The sequence below is a fragment of the Acinetobacter defluvii genome (genome assembly GCF_001704615.3).
Lineage (GTDB): Bacteria > Pseudomonadota > Gammaproteobacteria > Pseudomonadales > Moraxellaceae > Acinetobacter > Acinetobacter defluvii.
Genome location: NZ_CP029397.2, coordinates 2,929,937 through 2,946,858 on the forward strand (window position 1 = coordinate 2,929,937; position 16,922 = coordinate 2,946,858).

Here is a 16,922-nt window from a genome sequence, read left to right on the forward strand (position 1 = left end):
CTTCCTTCATACTCAGATTAAGCTAAAATAGCTGCCATTATTCAAACTCAGAGCAATTCAAATGTCTGCACAAGATTGGTTATCCCAAGGAACTTTAGTCCTCGCAAGTAACAATAAAGGTAAAATTGCTGAATTTGAAAAAATGTTTGCCGAGCTCAAACTCCCAGTAGAGGTCATTCCTCAAGGGAAGCTCAACATCGAAGATGCGATCGAAGATGGGCTAAGTTTTATTGAAAATGCCATTATCAAAGCACGTCATGCTAGTCGTATTTCAGGCAAACCTGCCATTGCTGATGATTCTGGGATTTGTGTTCCTCTATTAGGTGGTGCACCAGGAATTTACTCAGCACGTTATGCAGGTGAACATGGTGATGATGCCGCAAATAATCAAAAACTCCTAGAGCATTTAAAACCATTTCGCCAAGATGGAAAACCAATTCAAGCCATGTTCGTGTGTGTTTTGGCTTTGGTGCAACATGCAGATGACCCATTACCACAAATTTTTCAAGGTATTTGGACAGGGGAAATCTTAGATGCTCCACGTGGAGCGAATGGATTTGGCTATGATCCATTATTTTTATTACCAGAACTCGGTGTTTCAAGTGCAGAGATGAGCAAAGAAGAAAAAAATAAAATTAGCCACCGTGGACAAGCGATGCAACTATTCAAAGCAAGCTTGACAAAATAAGTACCTTAAACTGCCCTCTCCTTTTAGAAGAAAAATTTAAAGTTCACAAGAAGGAGAGGTTTTTAAAAATCAAAAAAATAAGTGAACAACTATACCGTAAAATAGACAAATCATGACACTTACCACTGTGCCTGCTGCGATGTATTTGGCAGAAATTCCTGTGCCCTGATAATGCGTTTCTAATGCCACAATATTTGCTGCGGGCGGCAAGCAGAACAGTAAGAACATTACGCCAATATTTTCCTGAATATGTGTAATTGGCAGCCAGTAATAGGCAAATGTACAAAAAATCACACCACAAAATAGTTTGAGCAAAGCGACTCGGAAGCTATATGTTAGATCGTCAATATACACTTTGGTTTTACGCAACCACATCCCTAAAACAGACATGCCCGTAAACACCATGCCCCATTTTGAGAAATGATAAAGTGCATCAATCCAAGTATGATCTTGCAGATTTTGTAGATTTAAAAATCGGAAAATCGCAGCCAATGTCAACGCAACCACTGGTGGCGACTTCATCACTTTTTTTAAAATATCTTGAATATTTAAAGGTTCCGAACTGACTGACGTCACCGCCCAAACATTGCCAAAAATTGAGCCCCCAATATAAATTGCAATCATCGCGGCGCTAATATTTTCACCAAACAAAGCCATTGCTATCGGAAAGCCCAACCATGCCATATTGGTATAGCTAAAACAGAGTGACTGTAAACGGTCTTTGGATAGAACAAGATAAATAAAAAACAGAAAAATCGCTGAAAAAAAGCTAAACAGCATCAACCCCAAACTGCCTGCCTTATAAAACACCATATTGTAAATAATCACAATCGGAATAAATAAACGTGACAGCACAGAGGAAAATAAGCTTTTCAAGCGTGGTGAGAATGGCGTTGTCGCTAAAATTAAGCCACTACAAAATCCCAAAAGGGGTAATACAGCAGACACTCGCATTCACCTAAAATTATTTCACTCAATCTTAGCATGTGATACTTAAACATGCTTTTGAAAATACAGCTAAAAAAATGCTGTCTCTAAATTGCAATATAGATGTCACCTTTTTGTCATAGATACCTGTTGAGATAAGGTCAAAATTAAATAGGAGTTTTTATCATGGCTGGATTATCAATTTGGCACGTACTGATTTTTGCAATCGTGGTGATTTTGTTATTCGGGACATCAAAACTTAAAAACTTAGGCAAAGATGTTGGTGGTGCGGTAAAAGACTTTAAAAAATCAATTAAAGAGGATGAGGGAAATACTGCTGCAATCAAAGAGCCACGTACTTTAGAACATCAAAACACAAATGATGTGAACTCTACAGTTAAGCACTAAAACTGGGAGTCGTAGATCATGCTCGATGTAGGTTTTTCTGAATTACTGGTTTTTGGAATTATTGCTTTATTGGTATTAGGTCCTGAAAAGCTACCTGTCGCTGCACGTTTTGCAGGAAAATGGTATTCCAAAATAAAACGTACTGTGAGTAATGTTCAGAATGACATTGATCGTGAACTGCGTCTTTCAGAATTGCGGGAACAAATGCAACTTGAAATGAAACGCATTCAAGAACTTGAAGAAAAAATGCAAACGCAGATGCAAGCATTACAACAATCTAAACTTGCTGAAGAAAAACAAAATCATACATTCGTCACTACGCATCCACTGTTAGATAGCTCTTATCATTTGATTCAGGCTTCAATTCCATCACCTTATATCGCTCATATTTGGTTAAAAAAATTGAAAACTTCAGTTCATCCGATCCAAAAGCCTGAACCTCATATTTTTGAATCGAAAAACTTAGAGGTTGCGGTATGAATAGTTCTTTTACACCCCAGATTCAATCATCTGAGCCAAATCCACAGCCTGAATTAGAATCAATGCCCATTACCAAACACTTGATCGTTTTAAGACGACATCTGTTTAAAATCATGGGCGTTTTAATTGCGCTATTTTTCTGTTTATTACCTTTTGCCAATAAAACGTATATCACCTTATCTGAGCCTTTAAGAGCGCAGCTTCCAACAACGTCTACGATGATTGCAACGGATGTAACTGCAACATTTATGGCGCCGTTTAAACTGAACTTTTTTATTGCCTTGATGTTGGCAATGCCTTTTATTATTTATCAAATATGGGCATTTGTTAAACCTGCACTGTACGCAAAAGAAAAAACTCTAGCACTGCCTTTATTGATCAGCAGTATTAGCTTATTTTATGCCGGTATCGCTTTCGCCTATTTTATTGCACTTCCTTCAATTTTACATTTTTTCATTAGTGTATCACCCGAAACAGTTGCTCCGATGACCGATATTAATAGTTATTTAACTTTCTGTTTAAAACTATTTTTGGTATTTGGTTTAACCTTTGAAATTCCAATTATTACCTTATTACTGATTTTAATTGGTCTGGTTTCTACTCAAGATTTAGTTGATAAACGTCGTTATATCATTGTGGGCTGTTTTTTTGTGTCTATGTTTATTACGCCACCAGACGCTATTTCCATGATTATGCTCGCCATTCCGATGTGGTTATTGTTTGAACTTGGTTTATTATTTGGAAAAATGCTTGAAAAAAGACAACGTAATGCTTGACGTTGTCTTGAGCAGCCGAACATTTTTATTTTTATACTTTTGATTATTTTTCTTCACCAGAATGTCACCCAACTGTCAAAGCCTCGTCATATTTATTCTCTAAGTTAATAGCAACTTTATTACTGTTAATTAACTTTAGGGAAACTTCCATGACCGAGCTGACGCCATATCATGAAGATCAAGAACTTGATAATAATACTTCTGACAATATCCATTTCCGTGACATTTTAGAACAACATATTACTCGCCGTAGTTTAATTGCTAAAACTGCGAGTGGTGCAGCAGCCTTGGCTTTGGCTTCTACTTTGACCGGTTGTGGGGATGACAAAGATTCATCATCAAACAATGTAACACCACCTACACCTCTTGATCCAAATAAAAAACCCGAAAAACTCACATTTAAACCTGTTGCTAAAAACCTCAATGATATCGTGACTGTACCTGAGGGTTATGAAGCAACTGTACTGTATGCGATGGGTGATTCGATTAACCCTGCATATCCAGAATGGAATGATAATGCGGTTCCATTGGGTCCAAGTTTTCAATATCGCTCAGGTGACTGCCATGATGGTATGAGCTATTTTGGTTTAAATAAAACCAATAAAAACTATGATCCAACAGTATCTGAAAGCGGCTTATTGGTTATGAACCATGAGTATATTAATCAGACATTCTTACATCCTAAAGGTCCAACAAAAACCGCTGATGGTCGTCGTCCTGAAGATGAAGTAATTCGTGAAATGAATGCACATGGCGTTTCGATCATCGAGTTGAAAAAAGATAAAAATACGCAAAAAGTTGAAATCGTTAAAAACTCGATTTTTAACCGCCGTATTACAGCTTCAACTGTAATGGATTTTACGGGTGTAGTAGCAGGTTCTAACTTATTAACGACTCAATATTCTCCAACAGCAAAACAGACCCGTGGTACACATAATAACTGTGGTAATGGTTACACTCCATGGGGAACATATCTCACTACAGAAGAAAACTATATTGGTTACTTCATTCGTGCAAAAGGCGATGATGCAAAACGCACGCCTGAAGAAATCATTGCATTAAATCGTTATGGTTTAAAAGAGGGTGCAAGTTCACGTTATCAATGGGAAACTGCGATCGGTCAACTCGAAAGCCAAGACTTATATGATCGCTGGAACTCATCAGTAACAGGTGCTTCAGCAGCGCAAGACTATCGTAATAGCGCCAATACTTTTGGCTGGATTGTTGAAATTGATCCATTCGATAACCGCCAAAACCCAGTAAAACGTACCTCATTAGGTCGTTTTGCTCATGAAGATTGCCGAGCAAGTCGCTTAATTGAAGGTGAAAATCTTGCATTCTATATGGGAGATGACTCTCGTGGCGAATATATTTATAAGTTCGTTTCAGATGCAAAATGGTCTGCAAAAGACATTAATGGCGGCTATAAAGCAGGTGATAAGTACATGAACTCAGGCAAACTTTATGTTGCTAAGTTCAATAATGATGGTACAGGTCAATGGATTGAATTGGCTTATGGTAAAAATGGTTTAGATGCAGCAAATAAAGTTTATCCATTTAAATCACAAGCTGAAGTAACTACTTTTGCGCGTCTTGCAGGTGATGCAGTTGGCGCAACTAAGATGGATCGTCCAGAATGGGTCGCAATAAACCCAGAAAATGGTGAGGTTTATGTAACTTTAACCAATAACTCAAACCGTGGTACAACACATCCATTAGATGCAGCTAACCCACGTAACTACCAAGATCCAGAAGGTGGTAAAGGGAACGTGAACGGTCATATTATCCGTTTCCACGAAAAAGATGGCAAAACAACTGCGGAAAGCTTTACTTGGGACATCTACCTATTTGGTGCTGAAGCGAAAATGGCAAGCAACATTAACTTATCTGGTTTGAATGATAACAACGACTTATCTTCTCCAGATGGGATGTGGTTTGACCCTCGTGGTGTGCTTTGGATTCAAACTGATGACGGTGCATATACAGATGTAACTAACTGTATGATGCTTGCTGCACTTCCTGGTAAAGTTGGTGATGGTACCAAAGCAACAACTTCTGCAGGTCAGGAAACAATTGTTGGTGCAAAAATGACCGATGATAATTTACGTCGCTTTCTCACTGGTCCAAAAGAATGTGAAATCACGGGGGTAACCATGACCCCAGACCACAAGGCAATCTTTATCAATGTGCAACATCCAGGTGAAGATTCTAAGAGCTATGACAAACCAACCAGTCACTGGCCAGCAACACAAAAAGACGCAAACAATCAAATCGCACGTCCACGTTCAGCAACGGTTGTGATTACACGTAAAGATGGCGGAACAATTGCGGGTTAATTGTTAAAACTATAATTTGTCTTGAGATATCCACATTTGCCAAAGCAAGTGTGGATATTTTTATTATGAAACAGACGAATTTATCCTTACCACATCCCCTGCTTGCTCACCTTGTTGTGTTTTTTCTAGCCATTCAATCGCATGTTTTTTTATCCTTAAAAAATTCGAGCATCGTGTCCCATAGATCGGACTTTGAATAAAAGTCGAAGACAATAAATGTTCCATCTCTAGATCGATCCCTGTATCAGGCAACAAATCTGCTCTCACTTTACGTTCATCTTGTAAAATATCCCATGCCGCATATTGTAAATCTTGCTCTGATGTCGTCGTAAGCTGTAGCATAGGTAAAAATTCTTGAGTAAAACGCTTGCGTAAATGTTTAGTTTTTTCCCAATCTTCACTGAGTAAACCATTAGACACCACAAAAACACCGTTGGCTAAAACCTGAGGGGCTTCACCTCGATTACTCAGGTATACTGCTTGAGTTCGATCGCCAATAAATAAATTAAACCCCGCATAATCACATTGTTGTTTTTCTAAGTTTTGTGCAAAACGAATGGGAGTTTGGTCTGATTCTAAAAAGTTCTGAATCAAATAGCCTCTTGAGGTTTTATAGTGCTGTTTGTCATGACCATCTCTAAAATTAGTGACAATTGCCCAACGCCCTTGTGTTGTTACCCCCATCCATGTTCCGCCCAGTTGCAAATCTTTGCCTGCAATGATTGGGCTATTTTCCCATTGATGTAACTGCGAAGTCGGACGCTGATAAAATTCATCTCGGTTTGAGATCAAACATAATGGCATATCGTCCAAGACTTGCCATGCCAATGCCACAATACACATATTTTTATTCCACTTTTTTCTTACTCTAAGTTTACACATTGAATGTACAACATTTTTAATAACTTTCAGCTAAAATCTGTGCAAAATAGAATTCAAAGGAGTCACCATGCTGACCTACCCGAATATTGATCCAGTAGCGATATCACTGGGTCCGCTCAAAGTGCATTGGTATGGATTAATGTATCTCTTAGCATTTTTATGTGCTTGGGGACTAGCAACCTATCGTGCCAAACAGCGTAGCAACTGGAACGCTGAAATGGTTTCAGACCTTGTATTTTACGGTGCTTTGGGTGTCGTGCTCGGTGGACGTATTGGTTATGTGCTATTTTACGAGTTTGATAAGTTTCTTGCCGATCCGATTTGGTTATTTAAAGTCTGGACAGGGGGCATGAGTTTCCATGGGGGGTTCCTTGGGGTCATGGTTGCGATGTTGCTATGGTGTCATAAATACAAAAAAACATGGTTTGAAACTTTAGACTTTATTGCTCCTTGTGTACCCACAGGCTTAATGTTTGGTCGTATTGGTAATTTTATCGGCGGGGAACTCTATGGTCGTCAGGTTTCTGATCCAAACTTTGCTTTAGGTATGGTCTTTCCAACTGACCCATTGCATTTGGTACGCCACCCTTCACAGCTTTATCAAGCATTATGCGAAGGCTTATTACTCTTTATTATTTTGTGGTGGTTTAGCTCCAAACCTCGTCCTCGTATGGCAGTATCAGCGATCTTCTTGATGGGTTATGGTTGTGCTCGCTTCTTTATGGAATTCTTTCGTGAACCAGATGCAGATCAAGGTTATATTTTATTTGGCTGGATGACCAAAGGACAGATTTTATCCTTCCCAATGATTTTGATCGGGGTTTGGATGATTTGGTATGCCTATCAAAAGAAAATATTCGATTGGGGTCCTCAGAAAAATACTTAGTTTTTAACACCTTAAAGCGGATGAAATAACATCCGCTTTTTTATGTGCTGTATTCTTATTTATCAACTGCTGTGTAACTAAAAATCATCTTAGCATGGAGTTGCTTTATACTTAGACTGTCTTTTTCGATTACTCAGACATTATGCTTGAATTTTGGTTTGATCCACAAACATCTGTATTAAAAAAGTTATTGATTTTTATTGTGATTGCCATCGCAACTGCAGTTTTGTATCGCATACAGCCTTTAGTCTATTCCGCTATTTTAATGTTTGTGGCAACAGGTGTGATTTTTCTGATTTGTCGTTATTGCAAAATTCATTTCGCTGCTAAAAATCCAACTGGGCTGATCTATCGCCTACTGACTTGGATTCCGATTGCACTGTTATTGGCATTAATTTTTAAAAACATGAATCAAGGTGAAATTTTAATCCCAGGGGCTCAAGGCATTGGTTTTATGGCTTTGGCAGTTTGCCTATTTTCACCCTTATCTCTGCTTCATCAAAATGAACCTAAGCAAGTACCCTAGCCATGTTAGATTTTTGGTATTCGGAACGTTGTACACGCCAAGTTAAATTAATGGTCAGCATTGTGCTGTGCATTGCGATTTATTATTGCTCTAGCATTGCCAAACTCAGCCCTTTATTTGTAGGAATCAGCCTAGCCATTGGTATTATTTTACATGTCTTAAAGCAACTTAGCTTAAAAACACCGACTCAAACAGTTCAATTTAAACTATTAAAAGCTTTTATTATGCTGCTGCCAGCTTTCGCATTGGCAAGCATGGTTTGGTCTTTACCCCAACAAAACCTACTCTATTTGATCTTACAATGTCTTGGGTTTATCGCGCTTGGATTTATTCTCATTGCTAACTATGAAAATCGTGCCAAGCGCTCGGATTAAAAAGGAAGATTTTCCCGAACAAGCTTCCTTTTTAATCTATCAGTTTTACTGATCAAGCATCTACTTAAGCGGATAAACGATAATATTTATAAGTCACATCGCCTTTATAAACATCATAACTCCGTTGTTTAAAGTCAGACACCCATTCTGAGCCTGTATAGCCTGCAATATGCCCATAACGATGCTTACGAGTCCGATCAATGATGTATATATCACCTTCTTGCGGATTATCAAAAGCAGGTTGGATTTGTTTGTAACCAATTTCTTCTAAAGTATCCCCCCAATCTGCCGCAGCAACAGGATGGTTGCTAAATTTAGCACCTGCTGTTTGCAAAGCGATACGAATACTACGTGCACAACGCGCTGAACTGGTACGAGCGGAAATGCTATCTAACTTGCTAATGAATTTATCAATATCAATTTGAAAAGCATTACTTAAAGAAAATTTATTGGCTTGTGCAGCTTTTAATTTATTCTGCTGAATAATTGCAGTGGGATTAAAATCCTGTGGTGGGTAAAAAGAGCCATTTTCGTTTTGGAAAATAAATTGACTCACTGCATTATTTTCTAAATTTTGAATAGGTTGAGTATTTAAATCGACAATCATGACTCAACCCCATGTCTGTTTATTTGAACCAGTTTTACCATAAAATGACCGATACAATAATGAACGAAGCTGAGATACTAGCCATAGATTCTTAAAAAGTGGTTAATGTAAATGTAATAAAATTTGTGAATGTAAATGAGAATAGTTTAAGTTGCTCTTTATTGGGCTATTTTTTATAAATAGTTTTTATATCAATTTTATTTATATTGTTATCTTTTTTTATGCAATAAAATTTTATGAATCATCATCTATAAAAAAACCCACTCTGACGAATGGGTGCTAAAATAGAATTAGCATGTGGGAAACTAATAACAATCCCAATTATACAATACCTTAGAAAAGTCTTTATTTTTCAAATCATCAGGATGGATAAAGAAGTTCGCAACACCACTGTCGCCCCACATAATTTGCACATCTTCTGCATCATCGGTATCTATTTGTAATAAAAGAACATAATCTTTAAAACGATCATCATGCGTACGTGGGTCTTCTTGAGTAAAAAATGGATATCCACCTAAATGATGTCCATTTGAAGAAAAATTATCCTCATAGCCATCAAATAGCTCATCTTCTTCTAAGAGATCCTCATCAATCGCATAAGGATCAAAAATTTTGCTACTAAACTCATGATCGCCGATTGAAATATAACGCTCGGTTGCAGCAAATTGTACTGCATACTGCCCTGCTATTGGACTCATCTCTTCGTGCAATTCTTCAGTTGGAAAATCATGTTGTAAGCGGGCTTGATCTGCTATGACATCAGCGAAATAAATCACTCTAAAACCATTTTGCTTTTGCTGATCATCAAAATCCAAGCCAAGTAAATCATCTTGTGTATCAATATAAAATTGTAAAATACCCTGACTAGGATAAATCTGATTATTTGGCAATTCTGCAAAATTAATTTGTGCAATAAGCTGTAAAGCTTCCCCATTTTCATTACAAGGATAGTCCACACCAACCGGTAAATATGGCTGACCACCGATTTTACTTTGCCATAAAGTTAAATCATCGCAAGGTGTTAAATTAAGCTCAATGGCTGACTTTTTTGTTGCCAAAATTTGATCTTTATATTGCTGAATAAATTCAGGAATTTCATTCCATACAATACTCATTTTTCTTCTCTCTTGTTATCTCTAGTTAAAATAAATCTAGCTTTAGTATAAACTGAGGCGTTTAGCAAAAATATGACATGCTCAAAACAAAACGTCATAATCTGGCGTGTGAGCTTAATTTTGGAACCAATATGAAAGCGTATTTAGACCTTCTACAACATATCCTCGACAATGGTGGCGACAAAGGCGACCGTACAGGCACAGGAACACGTTCTGTATTTGGTCATCAAATGCGTTTTGACTTATCCAAAGGCTTTCCTTTACTGACCACCAAAAAAGTACATTTCCGCTCCATTGTGATTGAGCTACTTTGGTTTCTCAAAGGCGACACCAACGTAAAGTATTTACAAGACAATAAAGTTACCATTTGGGATGAATGGGCAACTGCCGAACAAACAGCACGTTTTGGTCGCCCCGAAGGTGAACTTGGTCCTGTATATGGTCATCAATGGCGTAATTTTGGTGCAACCCAAAAAGACAATGGTTTATATGAAAATGACGGTTTTGATCAAATTAAATGGTTAATTAATGAAATAAAAACCAATCCAAATTCACGCCGTTTGATCGTTTCAGGTTGGAACCCGAATGAGGCTGGCAATGTTGCGCTGCCACCTTGTCATACGCTATTCCAGTTTTTTGTGCAAAATGGAAAATTATCTTGTCAGCTTTATCAACGCAGTGCTGATGTTTTTCTTGGAGTGCCGTTTAATATTGCCAGCTATGCCCTGTTAACGCATATGATTGCGCAAGTGTGTGGTCTCGGCGTAGGTGATTTTGTTTGGACAGGTGGTGATACACATTTATATGCCAATCATTTTGAACAAGCACAGTTGCAGTTAACCCGTGAACCTTTAGCTTTGTGTCAACTCAAACTTAATCCTGAGATTAGCGATATTTTTGACTTTAAATTTGAAGATATTGAAATTGTAGGTTATGAGTCACATCCTGCGATTAAAGCACCTGTTGCAGTTTAATTCTCTTTAAGTATTTAAAATAATAAAATCCCACTTTGCTTAAAGTGGGATTTTATCTTTTAATAGGCATAGTTTTTATTATGCTTTGGATGAAATGTTATGGCTTACCAAGATTTAGAAGTGGTACATGTGGTTGCAATGGATCAACAACGCTGTATTGGTAAAGATAACGACCTGCCTTGGCATATTTCTGCTGACCTAAAACACTTTAAAGAAATCACTCAAGGCGGTGTCGTGGTGATGGGGCGTAAGACCCTTGAATCTATGGGGCGTGCTTTACCGAAACGTGTCAATTGGGTGATTACCCGTGATCTAAACTGGACTTTTGATGGCGTTAAAGTGGCACATAGTATTGAAGACGCTTTACAAGGCTCAATCAATGATGTCGTAATATCGGAAAAACCTAATAGTATCTTCATTATCGGTGGGGGTGAAATTTTTAAACAAACCCTTGCAATTGCAGATCGTTTAGAACTTACCCATATTAATTTAGATGTTCAAGGCAATGCCCATTATCCAGAAGTTCCTGCTGCGTTTAAAAAAGTCGCAAGTGAATCACATATTGATGACAAATCTGCCATTGCTTTTGAGTTTGCAACTTATCAAAAATAAGCCTGACTTTCGCTAAGTATTCTGCGCTATGCCACAACTCGAAAAAAAGAAAATTATTCATACACTTGGAATGGGATTACTCCATTCCATTTTTAGTCTTTTTGTCATCATTTCTTCCATTTGGCTATGCTGTGTCATCTGGTTTCAAGAACCTCTAGGGACGATATTCAGCCGTATTTTGATCGGCATTTGGATTATATTTTCACTCAGTATTTTAGGCATTTATATTAGCCAAAATCTTTTTAGTCGAAATAAAGATATTGCGATTTATATTGTGGCATTTTTACTCAGTTTGATTGGGTATTTCAATATTCCTGCAAAACAAGATCGGGACTGGAATCCCGAAGTAGATCGTTTATTTACCTATAAAAAACAAGGTGATATTGTCACTATTCAAAATGTTCGCAATTTTAATTGGATCACTGAAGATCAATACGAGGTGCATTGGGATACACGTCGCTATAATTTGAATCATATTACTGGTGTGAATATCATTACTTCTTATTGGATGGGACCACAAATCGCCCACACTTTAGTCAGTTTTGATTTTGCTGATCAAAAACCTTTGGTGTTTTCAATCGAAATCCGTAAAGAAAAAACAGAAAGCTTCTCTGCCATTGGTGGTTTTTTTAGAAAATATGAATTGAGTCTGATTGCTTCAGATGAAAAGGACTTAATTTATACCCGTAGCAATATTCGTAATGAACAAGTTTATTTTTTCCCAATCAATATGCCAAAAGCGGAAATGAGAGCCTTATTTGAAGAATATTTAAGTAAAACTGATGAGTTAGCGCAACAACCAAAATGGTATAACACCTTGACCAGTAATTGTACAACTTTAGTGTTTGATATGATTCAAGCCATTTCATCTAAAGAGCTACCATTAGATTATCGTTTGCTTGCTTCAGGCTATTTGCCGAATTATCTTTATGATTTAGGCGCATTAAATCAACAGTGGAACATCAAACAATGGTATCAACATGCACATGTAAACCCACGTACTGATCTACTTAAACAGGTGAAGAACCCAAGCAGCGAAAACTATTCTAAGGTGATTCGTGAAGGTTTACCGAAGAGTGTCATAAATGGTTCATAATCCAATGACTTTTTAACGCTTAGATACATTGTCAAACTAGTGATTTGCATGATTTTTTGGTTATATATAGGCAAATTATATTTTTGAGAAAATCATGCTAAAACATCTTTTATGGGTTGGACTGACGTCAACTGTATTTGTAGGCTGTGCGACAACAAACACTGTAAAACAACAAGAAAATCTAGCACTTTTGCAAAATAAAGTTTGGGTTATGACCCATATTGGTACAACTGAATATAAGCAAAAAACGGATTCGCCCGTGATTCAGTTTGGAAGTGACTTACGTGTCAGTGGCGCTGATGGTTGTAACCGTGTCATGGGACATTATGCAGTTAAAGATTACCATTTAAACTTAGGTGAAATTGCATCTACAAAAATGCTTTGCCCAAACAATACAGATGTCGTTGCAAAATACAACACCGCTTTAAAGCAAGTCATGGGCTATCAGGTCTATGCTAAAACTTTAAAATTGGTGGACAAATATGGCAATGTCGTCCTGCAATACAAAACGCCATAATGTTGGACGGCATTTAACAGCATAAAAGCTTATATTTTCAGGTTTTATGCGGTTTTATTTTGATCCAGAAAATAAAATAGAAAGGAGATCGTGATGCAACAAGCATTATTTGGCGGTGGATGTTTTTGGTGTACCGAAGCAGTATTTTTACAACTGAAAGGCGTTACACAAATCACCAGTGGTTATGCAGGTGGAAATACAGATCAGCCTACCTACGAACAGATTTGCACGGGCACGACCAACCATGCGGAAGTGATTTTGATTGATTTTGATGAGCAACAAATCAGTTTTAAACAACTGCTGACAGTATTTTTTAGCACACATGATCCAACGACTTTAAACCGTCAAGGCAATGATATTGGTACACAATATCGCTCAGTGATTTATTATTTTAATGCTGAACAAAAAGCACAAGCTGAAAGCTATATTGCAGAATTAACAGCACAAGATTTAAATATTGTCACTGAATTAAGCCCTGTGCCAACGTTCTATCCTGCTGAAGACTACCATCAAAATTATTATGCAAAAAACCCATCACAGGGTTATTGTAACTTTGCCATTCCTCCAAAGTTAATGAAACTGCAAAGCCAATTTAAAGACTTACTTAAAGAGAGCTAAGTCTTTATAAAAAAATAAAAAAGCGATCTTTAAAGATCGCTTTTTAACACGTTACGCTATTTGAAAACTTAATGATCACTCATAAAGGCAAGGTCGTTCAGCCCGGCTTCACTGGCACGAGACATGACTTGAGCAACTGTATCATAACGTGCATCTTGGTCTGCTCTAAGTTGAACTGCAGGTTTTACAGATTTTCCTGCCGCTTCTTGGAAGCGTTTTTCCAACTCAGGTAAACCGATCACTTGATCATTCCAAGCCACTTCACCATTTTTATTGATGCTAATGGTAATGGCTTCTGGTGGCGGATCCACAATTTCCGCAGTGGTTTTTGGTAAGGTTAATGGTATTGATGGGTTAGCAACGGTTGCAGTCACCAAAAAGATGATCATCAATACCAACATAATGTCGATGAGCGGAATGAGATTCATCTCATTCATGCCAGCATCATTGTCTTCACCCAATTGAAAAGCCATTAAGCTTGACCTCCAACTAAACTTTTTTGTGTCGCTTGGTTTTCAACTTTTAAGGTTGAATCTTGCTGCAACATTGTATCAATCAATAAACCATGTGCTTGATTTTGTAACTCATTGGACAAGGTACGGTTGAAACGCACACAAATGTTATATGCTAATACCGCAGGAATCGCCACAGCCAGACCTAAACCTGTCATGATCAAAGCTTCACCTACAGGTGTTGCCACTTGCGCTAGCCCTGCTTGACCACTTTTACCCACAGCAACCAGTGCATGGAAAATCCCCCACACAGTACCAAACAAACCCACAAATGGAGCAATTGAAGCAATGGTCCCTAAAACTGAAACACCTTTTTCGGCATTTGATTTTTCAACTGAAATCTGACGCAACAAAGCTTGTTCAGCGACTGCTTTACGCTGATCAAAACTCAAAGGAGCAAGTTTTGCTTTCAGCTGATTTAAGGCTTGAGCAAGATGAACTTGAGCTTGTTGTTTAAGCTGACGTGTACCCATTAAACGTAAAATGAATACCGTCCATGTGGCAATCGACATTGCCAATAACACGAAATACAGTGTCTTACTCACTGCATCTGCATGTTGCCAATAAACTGAAAAGTTCATACTCGAACTCCTGATAGGGTTAGCCGGTTAAATTATTGTCCAGAGGTTTTCAGATTTACAGGTAAATCAGCCACCATAGCACGTCCATCACTCGATGGATTCATTCTTGCAAAACGTACAGCACTACGCACTTCACGATCAAGACCAGATAAACCACTTGATTTTAAAACAGTGACATTGGTGATTTTACCTGCTGGATTGATTTCAATACGAACAAGTAAAGTACGATCTTGATTTTTCAACAATTCATCATCGAACTCAAACGATGGCGCTTTTTTCCAAGAGATCTCACCCGCACTCAATTTACGCGGTTGTTGGGCTTCACGATCTCGATTCGCTTGATCTCTTGCTGCCTGATCTCTCGCAGCTTGTTCTCTTGCCGCCTGATCACGTGCGGCTTGATCTCTCGCAGCTTGATCACGCTTCAATTGATCTTGGCGTTGTTGCTCTAAACGTTGCTGTTCGAGCTGACGCTGCTCTTGTTCACGTTTGATTTTTTCATAATCAATCTTTGGTTCTTCCTGTTGAATGGCTTTCTTTTCCACCACAGGTTTTTTCTGCGTAATCAGTTTTGGTTTTTCAATCGGTGGCGGTGGTGCCTTTTTCTCAACCACAGGTTTTGGTTCAACCTTTGGTTTTACAGGAGGTGGCGGTGGTGGTGGTGCGATCTGCTCTTCTTTAATTTTTACGAATTTAACTTGAATCGGTTTTTTCTCGATAGGCTTCAGTTCAGGCGTTTTTAAATGACTCAATGCCCACAATGCCCCTAGGTGTCCGACTAGAACGGCAATGAGCGCAGCAATGACCTTTTTCTTCATTGGGTTTGGAGCCTGCATATTTGAAGTGGAAGATTGACTCATACGAATCTAATGACCTAAATCTGAAAAAAATCTGTATCAAAATAGTTTGTCAGATGTTCTTCATCGGATAAAACAACGAAAGTGACCCAATAATAAATGAGAAGTGTTTTCATTTGCAACTACTTTTTCGATGGTTTTTATTGCTTCTATGAATTAAAAATAGAAAAAGGATGCATAGCAGCATCCTTTTTTCACATCACAATTAAAATATTTTATTGAAATACAACAGTTTTATTACCATCTACAATAATACGGTCTTCCAAATGCCATTTTACCGCACGTGCTAAAACATTTCGTTCCACATCTTGTCCAAGCTCACGTAATTGCTCAACGGTAAAATCATGACTAACACGCTCTACATCTTGCTCAATGATCGGACCCTGATCGAGATCAGCCGTCACATAATGCGCTGTTGCACCAATCAATTTCACGCCTTTTTCATGTGCTTGTTTATATGGATTTGCCCCAACAAATGCAGGTAAGAAGGAATGGTGAATATTGATAATTTTCATTTCCCATTTAGATACAAATTCTTCATCTAAAATTTGCATATAACGCGCCAACACCAATAAATCATTACCTTGCATGAATTCATCGATTTGCGCATAAGCTTCACGTTTATTCTCTTTATTGACAGGTACAACGTGAAATGGAATACCAAAATTTTCAACCGCTTCTTTTAAATCAGGATGATTTGATACCACTTGGGTAATTTCACATGGTAAACCACCACGAGAATGACGCCATAACAACTCTAGTAAAGCGTGATCAACTTTCGATACCAAAATCCCGACTTTTTTCAAATCACTGACCAAAGCCAAACGCCAATGCATGGCATAACGTTCTGCGACATTATTGGCAAACGTCTGTAACAAAGTTTCACGACGACTTTGTAAGTTTTCCAACTCAAACTCAACACGCATAAAATAACGTCCGCCCTGAGCTTCAGTTGCATATTGATCAAGCGCAGTAATATTTGCGCCTTGATGATACAAAAAGCTCGATACAGCTTGCACGATTCCTGGTTTATCTTCACAAGTAATCAGGAGACGTGCTGTGTTGGCAGTGGTCATGTTCATGTTAATGGGTATCACTTATACGTTAATTTGAAAACAGCCGAATATTCTAACGCTTTTTACACAGCTTT

The 16,922-nt window shown here is 38.0% G+C and carries 21 protein-coding genes; 13 read left to right on the forward strand and 8 right to left on the reverse strand.

The window, feature by feature from the left end; genetic code table 11:
• The first annotated feature begins 61 nt into the window (after positions 1 to 61).
• Complete coding sequence (gene rdgB, locus DJ533_RS16430; protein ID WP_065993458.1) at positions 62 to 688, forward strand: RdgB/HAM1 family non-canonical purine NTP pyrophosphatase; 627 nt, start codon at positions 62 to 64, stop codon at positions 686 to 688.
• A 69-nt stretch (positions 689 to 757) separates the two neighbouring features.
• Here rdgB and DJ533_RS16435 read toward each other — a convergent pair whose 3' ends face one another.
• Positions 758 to 1,636: an AEC family transporter gene (locus DJ533_RS16435; protein WP_065993457.1), complete on the reverse strand. Its 879-nt coding sequence runs from the start codon at positions 1,634 to 1,636 to the stop codon at positions 758 to 760.
• Positions 1,637 to 1,801: 165 nt separating this feature from the next.
• Between DJ533_RS16435 and tatA the strand changes: the two genes are divergently transcribed.
• The 4 genes from tatA to DJ533_RS16455 all read left to right on the forward strand — a co-directional run bounded on the left by tatA (position 1,802) and on the right by DJ533_RS16455 (position 5,615).
• Entirely contained in the window at positions 1,802 to 2,023 is a 222-nt protein-coding gene (tatA, locus tag DJ533_RS16440; RefSeq protein WP_065993456.1) for a Sec-independent protein translocase subunit TatA, read from the forward strand.
• Between the two features lie 18 nt (positions 2,024 to 2,041).
• Positions 2,042 to 2,503 (forward strand): Sec-independent protein translocase protein TatB, encoded by a 462-nt coding sequence (gene tatB / locus DJ533_RS16445; protein ID WP_065993455.1) that lies wholly within the window; start codon positions 2,042 to 2,044, stop codon positions 2,501 to 2,503.
• A complete protein-coding gene (tatC, locus tag DJ533_RS16450; RefSeq protein WP_065993454.1) occupies positions 2,500 to 3,279 on the forward strand; it encodes a twin-arginine translocase subunit TatC in 780 nt (259 codons plus the stop codon). Before tatB ends, tatC begins: the two co-directional genes overlap by 4 nt.
• 149 nt (positions 3,280 to 3,428) lie before the next feature.
• A complete protein-coding gene (locus tag DJ533_RS16455) occupies positions 3,429 to 5,615 on the forward strand; it encodes a PhoX family protein (protein ID WP_065993453.1) in 2,187 nt (728 codons plus the stop codon).
• Positions 5,616 to 5,678: 63 nt separating this feature from the next.
• On the opposite strand, the gene DJ533_RS16460 is transcribed toward DJ533_RS16455, so the two are convergent.
• Positions 5,679 to 6,458: an NRDE family protein gene (locus tag DJ533_RS16460; RefSeq protein ID WP_065993452.1), complete on the reverse strand. Its 780-nt coding sequence runs from the start codon at positions 6,456 to 6,458 to the stop codon at positions 5,679 to 5,681.
• A gap of 106 nt (positions 6,459 to 6,564) precedes the next feature.
• Here DJ533_RS16460 and lgt point away from each other — a divergent pair, with 106 nt between their 5' ends.
• The 3 genes from lgt (at position 6,565) to DJ533_RS16475 (ending at position 8,283) form a co-directional block, all read left to right on the forward strand.
• Positions 6,565 to 7,383, forward strand: coding sequence for a prolipoprotein diacylglyceryl transferase (gene lgt, locus DJ533_RS16465; RefSeq protein ID WP_065993451.1), 819 nt, complete (start codon positions 6,565 to 6,567; stop codon positions 7,381 to 7,383).
• Between the two features lie 142 nt (positions 7,384 to 7,525).
• Positions 7,526 to 7,909, forward strand: a complete 384-nt coding sequence (locus tag DJ533_RS16470) for a hypothetical protein (RefSeq protein WP_065993450.1) — start codon at positions 7,526 to 7,528, stop codon at positions 7,907 to 7,909.
• 2 nt (positions 7,910 to 7,911) lie between these two features.
• Positions 7,912 to 8,283, forward strand: coding sequence for a hypothetical protein (locus tag DJ533_RS16475; RefSeq protein ID WP_065993449.1), 372 nt, complete (start codon positions 7,912 to 7,914; stop codon positions 8,281 to 8,283).
• A gap of 64 nt (positions 8,284 to 8,347) precedes the next feature.
• On the opposite strand, the gene DJ533_RS16480 is transcribed toward DJ533_RS16475, so the two are convergent.
• Both DJ533_RS16480 and DJ533_RS16485 read right to left on the reverse strand, forming a co-directional pair.
• On the reverse strand, positions 8,348 to 8,890 hold the full coding sequence (locus DJ533_RS16480; protein WP_065993448.1) for a peptidoglycan amidohydrolase family protein: 543 nt from the start codon (positions 8,888 to 8,890) through the stop codon (positions 8,348 to 8,350).
• A 305-nt stretch (positions 8,891 to 9,195) separates the two neighbouring features.
• Positions 9,196 to 10,005: a YwqG family protein gene (locus tag DJ533_RS16485; protein ID WP_065993447.1), complete on the reverse strand. Its 810-nt coding sequence runs from the start codon at positions 10,003 to 10,005 to the stop codon at positions 9,196 to 9,198.
• A 131-nt stretch (positions 10,006 to 10,136) separates the two neighbouring features.
• Between DJ533_RS16485 and thyA the strand changes: the two genes are divergently transcribed.
• The 5 genes from thyA to msrA all read left to right on the forward strand — a co-directional run bounded on the left by thyA (position 10,137) and on the right by msrA (position 13,822).
• The gene (thyA, locus tag DJ533_RS16490) at positions 10,137 to 10,979 is read left to right on the forward strand and encodes a thymidylate synthase (protein WP_065993446.1); all 843 of its coding nucleotides are present in this window, start codon (positions 10,137 to 10,139) and stop codon (positions 10,977 to 10,979) included.
• Between the two features lie 99 nt (positions 10,980 to 11,078).
• Positions 11,079 to 11,591, forward strand: coding sequence for a dihydrofolate reductase (locus DJ533_RS16495; RefSeq protein WP_065993445.1), 513 nt, complete (start codon positions 11,079 to 11,081; stop codon positions 11,589 to 11,591).
• Between the two features lie 28 nt (positions 11,592 to 11,619).
• On the forward strand, positions 11,620 to 12,687 hold the full coding sequence (locus tag DJ533_RS16500; RefSeq protein WP_065993444.1) for an Lnb N-terminal periplasmic domain-containing protein: 1,068 nt from the start codon (positions 11,620 to 11,622) through the stop codon (positions 12,685 to 12,687).
• 94 nt (positions 12,688 to 12,781) lie between these two features.
• On the forward strand, positions 12,782 to 13,204 hold the full coding sequence (locus tag DJ533_RS16505) for an META domain-containing protein (protein ID WP_065993443.1): 423 nt from the start codon (positions 12,782 to 12,784) through the stop codon (positions 13,202 to 13,204).
• Positions 13,205 to 13,297: 93 nt separating this feature from the next.
• The gene (msrA, locus tag DJ533_RS16510; RefSeq protein WP_065993442.1) at positions 13,298 to 13,822 is read left to right on the forward strand and encodes a peptide-methionine (S)-S-oxide reductase MsrA; all 525 of its coding nucleotides are present in this window, start codon (positions 13,298 to 13,300) and stop codon (positions 13,820 to 13,822) included.
• 68 nt (positions 13,823 to 13,890) lie between these two features.
• Here the strand turns inward: msrA and DJ533_RS16515 are convergent, their stop codons facing one another.
• The 4 genes from DJ533_RS16515 to purU form a co-directional block, all read right to left on the reverse strand.
• Positions 13,891 to 14,295 carry an ExbD/TolR family protein gene (locus tag DJ533_RS16515; protein ID WP_065993441.1) on the reverse strand — a complete coding sequence of 135 codons (405 nt, stop codon included), beginning with the start codon at positions 14,293 to 14,295 and terminating at the stop codon, positions 13,891 to 13,893.
• Positions 14,295 to 14,915, reverse strand: coding sequence for a MotA/TolQ/ExbB proton channel family protein (locus DJ533_RS16520; RefSeq protein ID WP_065993440.1), 621 nt, complete (start codon positions 14,913 to 14,915; stop codon positions 14,295 to 14,297). Before DJ533_RS16520 ends, DJ533_RS16515 begins: the two co-directional genes overlap by 1 nt.
• A gap of 32 nt (positions 14,916 to 14,947) precedes the next feature.
• On the reverse strand, positions 14,948 to 15,775 hold the full coding sequence (locus tag DJ533_RS16525; protein ID WP_065993439.1) for an energy transducer TonB family protein: 828 nt from the start codon (positions 15,773 to 15,775) through the stop codon (positions 14,948 to 14,950).
• 212 nt (positions 15,776 to 15,987) lie between these two features.
• Positions 15,988 to 16,854: a formyltetrahydrofolate deformylase gene (gene purU / locus DJ533_RS16530; protein ID WP_065993438.1), complete on the reverse strand. Its 867-nt coding sequence runs from the start codon at positions 16,852 to 16,854 to the stop codon at positions 15,988 to 15,990.
• Positions 16,855 to 16,922: the final 68 nt, after the last annotated feature.

Coding starts and splice junctions, on each gene's coding strand:
- DJ533_RS16470 (WP_065993450.1), top strand. CDS start 7,526: ATGCTTGAATTTTGGTTTGATCCACAAACATCTGTATTAAAAAAGTTA.
- DJ533_RS16515 (WP_065993441.1), bottom strand. CDS start 14,295: ATGGCTTTTCAATTGGGTGAAGACAATGATGCTGGCATGAATGAGATG.
- rdgB (WP_065993458.1), top strand. CDS start 62: ATGTCTGCACAAGATTGGTTATCCCAAGGAACTTTAGTCCTCGCAAGT.
- DJ533_RS16525 (WP_065993439.1), bottom strand. CDS start 15,775: ATGAGTCAATCTTCCACTTCAAATATGCAGGCTCCAAACCCAATGAAG.
- tatA (WP_065993456.1), top strand. CDS start 1,802: ATGGCTGGATTATCAATTTGGCACGTACTGATTTTTGCAATCGTGGTG.
- DJ533_RS16475 (WP_065993449.1), top strand. CDS start 7,912: ATGTTAGATTTTTGGTATTCGGAACGTTGTACACGCCAAGTTAAATTA.
- DJ533_RS16505 (WP_065993443.1), top strand. CDS start 12,782: ATGCTAAAACATCTTTTATGGGTTGGACTGACGTCAACTGTATTTGTA.
- DJ533_RS16460 (WP_065993452.1), bottom strand. CDS start 6,458: ATGTGTATTGTGGCATTGGCATGGCAAGTCTTGGACGATATGCCATTA.
- DJ533_RS16495 (WP_065993445.1), top strand. CDS start 11,079: ATGGCTTACCAAGATTTAGAAGTGGTACATGTGGTTGCAATGGATCAA.
- thyA (WP_065993446.1), top strand. CDS start 10,137: ATGAAAGCGTATTTAGACCTTCTACAACATATCCTCGACAATGGTGGC.
- DJ533_RS16455 (WP_065993453.1), top strand. CDS start 3,429: ATGACCGAGCTGACGCCATATCATGAAGATCAAGAACTTGATAATAAT.
- DJ533_RS16480 (WP_065993448.1), bottom strand. CDS start 8,890: ATGATTGTCGATTTAAATACTCAACCTATTCAAAATTTAGAAAATAAT.
- lgt (WP_065993451.1), top strand. CDS start 6,565: ATGCTGACCTACCCGAATATTGATCCAGTAGCGATATCACTGGGTCCG.
- tatC (WP_065993454.1), top strand. CDS start 2,500: ATGAATAGTTCTTTTACACCCCAGATTCAATCATCTGAGCCAAATCCA.
- DJ533_RS16500 (WP_065993444.1), top strand. CDS start 11,620: ATGCCACAACTCGAAAAAAAGAAAATTATTCATACACTTGGAATGGGA.
- DJ533_RS16485 (WP_065993447.1), bottom strand. CDS start 10,005: ATGAGTATTGTATGGAATGAAATTCCTGAATTTATTCAGCAATATAAA.
- purU (WP_065993438.1), bottom strand. CDS start 16,854: ATGAACATGACCACTGCCAACACAGCACGTCTCCTGATTACTTGTGAA.
- DJ533_RS16520 (WP_065993440.1), bottom strand. CDS start 14,915: ATGAACTTTTCAGTTTATTGGCAACATGCAGATGCAGTGAGTAAGACA.
- tatB (WP_065993455.1), top strand. CDS start 2,042: ATGCTCGATGTAGGTTTTTCTGAATTACTGGTTTTTGGAATTATTGCT.
- msrA (WP_065993442.1), top strand. CDS start 13,298: ATGCAACAAGCATTATTTGGCGGTGGATGTTTTTGGTGTACCGAAGCA.